Here is a 3,299-nt window from a genome sequence, read left to right as displayed (position 1 = left end):
GGACAAGCGTGTAGAGAACAACCTAGATGAAATTGTGGTTCATCGGACAATAAATCAAGATATAGAAATGATAATTGGCACTACACCTGGCGAACGTATTAGAATGGCCCGATTGCAAAAAGGGTGGATGATCAAGACCCTTGCTGCCAAAGTTGGAATAACACCAAAATCTTTAAGTAATATAGAACGACAGATTACCAGTTTTGAGAATACTACATTGCGGAAAATTTCTATCGCGCTTGAACAACCAATATGGTTTCTTGGCTGCTTTGAAAATATGCCTGAAGATACTTTTTTTCAGAGACTCGAAAAGGCACGTTTTTATCACGGCCATACTAAGGTCAAGATGGCTACTATCCTTGAGCTGAATGCTCGTACTATTTTAAATTGGAAAGTTAAAGAACCATGTAAAGAAACTAAGAAAAAAGCTTCTCATTATTTACAAATTTTGAAACAATTTTAAGTTTCCTTCATTAAATAGCATAGTACTGTGTTGCTACATAAAAATAGCTACCCGAAAGCAGCTATAAGCGTGACTTAGCCCTGTATTCCCACAACATTTTAATCGCACAATATAACAACGTCCCAACAGTAACTATGAGCAACCATATTAAAAATTGAAAGATACCCATCAATGTCATAAAATCACCTGCCTTTTGGGTATAGTATTACCCAAAAGGCAGATGATTAATTTCTTTACATCTATTATATTCTCTTTTATTCTGTAAAACTTTCTTCAAACCGCGTTATTTTAAAAATTTCTTTGACTATACCTTTTAATCCCGCAACTTTAAGACTACCTCCTAAACAATGAGATTGATTGCGGAGCGCAACCAAAGTCCCAATCCCTGAAGCATCAATATAATTTACGGCACTCATATCAACAATACATTTATTATACTTCTCATCTAGATACCCCAGCAGCTCTTGTCTTAAAATTACAGAGTCCTCAAGATACATTCTACCATTCAATTTTACCAAGATTCGGTTCTCATCAATAGTGATTTGTTTTTCCATGCCACACATCCTTAATATTTTCACTATTTATCTATTATATGTATAAATAGTTGAAAATTTTGTCAAAATAAATTTCTAAAAATATTTTTCCTATTTATAAATAAAAAAGCCCCTACCAAGTCAATTAAGCTCGATAATGGCTTTCTACTGTACAATATTAACGGGACCGAGTAGTACAACAATGTATTTCTATAAAAAGATTGGCCTGGAGCTTATGACTTTTATATTATAACTCAATAATAATTATTAATCAATAATTATTATAATTAAAATACTAATCTAATTAAAGATCGACGGGCTTAAAAATTGGCAATCGCTTACCGATATTGTATATTATTAGTAGAGACTTCCATTCCTTCGAGTTGAAAACGTATAGCCCCGTAGGTAGTAGCAAATTTGCCTTTTGCATTAAGAGTCTCTTTTATAAATACTAAAATAAGAAAAATCACTTACCAGTTTTTATCATATATTTAATGTCATATACTTTATTATTTATTTTATTATTTATTTTATTATTTATTTTATAGAGATTACCGCATCAGCATAATACAAATCAATTTATATGTACTGTAAATAATCATCATAATTGATATCGTCAGTATGGAAATTAATATTGGCGTTAACAAAATAACCACCTGCCTTTTGGTATATTATTACCAGTTTGGTAGGTGGTTATATAATTTTATCTCACATTATTTAACGTTATGTAATAAATTATGACTGAAGGTGGATTTATAGTGGAGTTTTCATCATTCATTTTATTTGGCAATATCTAAAGTTGTCGTGCTAATGTCCGAATCAAAAGATTTTGTCCATTCTTCTACTATCGCTCTAATAGCACGAGTATCCGTACGAAATTCTTCATTTCTAGATTTATTAATCATAATATTATACACATACTCATGATTTTTTACATTTACCAGCGCTATCCTAGAGATAATTCCAACTTTATTTACTGATATTTGATCCTTTCCATAGGATTGATATTTATGGGTAAATGAATTATAAAACATTTTACTATTATATTGTTTGACTTGCTCGGTAGTTGCATCACATATCACTATCACTACGTAATCTAAATTATTTTGCAAACCAAAATCAACAATCATTGGTAACTTTACGCCATTAATTAACTCTTGCATATCACTAACCAAAATTTCTTTTTTTCCCAAATAATTTTTAAAATCAGTAGAAGTTAAATGATCAATTATAAATTTTTCTTTTAAAAATTTATTTTTCACTGCATTTTCCACATTGAAATACGCTTCATTTTCTTTATCTCCAAGTATATTACTACTTGCAAATATACATATTCCTACTCTCGATTTATCAGTTATAGAAAAATTTGATATTGAATTTTCAGCAAAAACATTTGAAATAACCATCAAATTAATAGTTATTGCTACCCCAATCATAATAAACAATTTCTTAGTTTGATACATAACTACTCCCCTTTATTATCTTTAAAATTTTTCTTTAAATACCAAAAAAATCTAATTTTATAATACCACAGGTCACAAAATTAGAAAAGCCATCTTACCTCAAGGAGCAAGATGGCATAATTAACATTAATTATTACAGACAGCCCTCAACCAACTCTATACATCTAGGGCTATTAGGCTTGCGCTCAATCAATCCTTGGTTAACTAGCATAGTTAAATGACGATGAACCGTTGAGCTACTATTAATCCCTACACCTGCTCCAATTTCTCGGACACTTGGCGGATACCGATGAGGATAGTCGCGGATAAAATTAAGAATGGCTTGTTGTTTTGGATGCATAGTATCTCCTCCAAACTATTGTTTGGTTATATTTTATAGCAAATACTTTCATTTGTAAATATATGGTTTTTTAAAATAATCACCTCACTCAATTAAGAGTAAAGCGGCTAAATATAAATTTAAGCCTTTTTTCCATGTAGAATCTTTTATATGCGAAACATCCTTACGGCCCATAGGAGCATAAGAGCCCCTATCATGCTTGAATTTATCGATCCGAGTGTTCCATATGCAAAAATATCCGTGATATTAAATAAAACTCCACCTATAAAAGAACCTATAATACCTGCTATTAAGTCTCCCCATAAACCGCCAAAACTATCACTGCGCGAAATCATGCCAGCCACTCCACCAAAGATTACTCCTACTAATAAAAGCCAAAGCATTGTTATCGCCTCCTAATAATAGTGTTTCCATTAAAATAATTTTAATTTGACATAAAATAAAAAAGAGCCCCTACCAAGTCAATTACGACCTGATAGGGACTTGATATGCATAACTAT

5 protein-coding genes are annotated in these 3,299 nt (G+C 31.2%); 1 reads left to right on the top strand and 4 read right to left on the bottom strand.

All coding sequences use genetic code 11. The features are described 5' to 3' along the window. Nucleotides 1–463: helix-turn-helix domain-containing protein (locus ACAN52_RS21785; protein WP_378957244.1), on the top strand; the 463-nt coding region annotated here is incomplete at its 5' end. 254 nt (nt 464–717) lie between these two features. On the opposite strand, the gene ACAN52_RS21780 is transcribed toward ACAN52_RS21785, so the two are convergent. The 4 genes from ACAN52_RS21780 to ACAN52_RS21765 all read right to left on the bottom strand — a co-directional run bounded on the left by ACAN52_RS21780 (nt 718) and on the right by ACAN52_RS21765 (nt 3,182). After that, nucleotides 718–1,017 carry an STAS domain-containing protein gene (locus ACAN52_RS21780; RefSeq protein ID WP_378957243.1) on the bottom strand — a complete coding sequence of 100 codons (300 nt, stop codon included), beginning with the start codon at nt 1,015–1,017 and terminating at the stop codon, nt 718–720. Nucleotides 1,018–1,775: 758 nt separating this feature from the next. Beyond that, on the bottom strand, nt 1,776–2,459 hold the full coding sequence (locus ACAN52_RS21775) for a hypothetical protein (protein ID WP_378957241.1): 684 nt from the start codon (nt 2,457–2,459) through the stop codon (nt 1,776–1,778). Between the two features lie 133 nt (nt 2,460–2,592). Further along, entirely contained in the window at nt 2,593–2,799 is a 207-nt protein-coding gene (locus tag ACAN52_RS21770) for a LexA family protein (protein ID WP_378957239.1), read from the bottom strand. 146 nt (nt 2,800–2,945) lie between these two features. Further along, the gene (locus tag ACAN52_RS21765) at nt 2,946–3,182 is read right to left on the bottom strand and encodes a GlsB/YeaQ/YmgE family stress response membrane protein (RefSeq protein WP_378957238.1); all 237 of its coding nucleotides are present in this window, start codon (nt 3,180–3,182) and stop codon (nt 2,946–2,948) included. Nucleotides 3,183–3,299: the final 117 nt, after the last annotated feature.

Source organism: Pelosinus sp. sgz500959, from assembly GCF_042610375.1.
Lineage (GTDB): Bacteria > Bacillota > Negativicutes > DSM-13327 > DSM-13327 > CTSoil-075.
The sequence above is the reverse complement of the archived record's forward strand: the minus strand, read 5'-3'. Positions and strand labels throughout refer to the sequence as shown.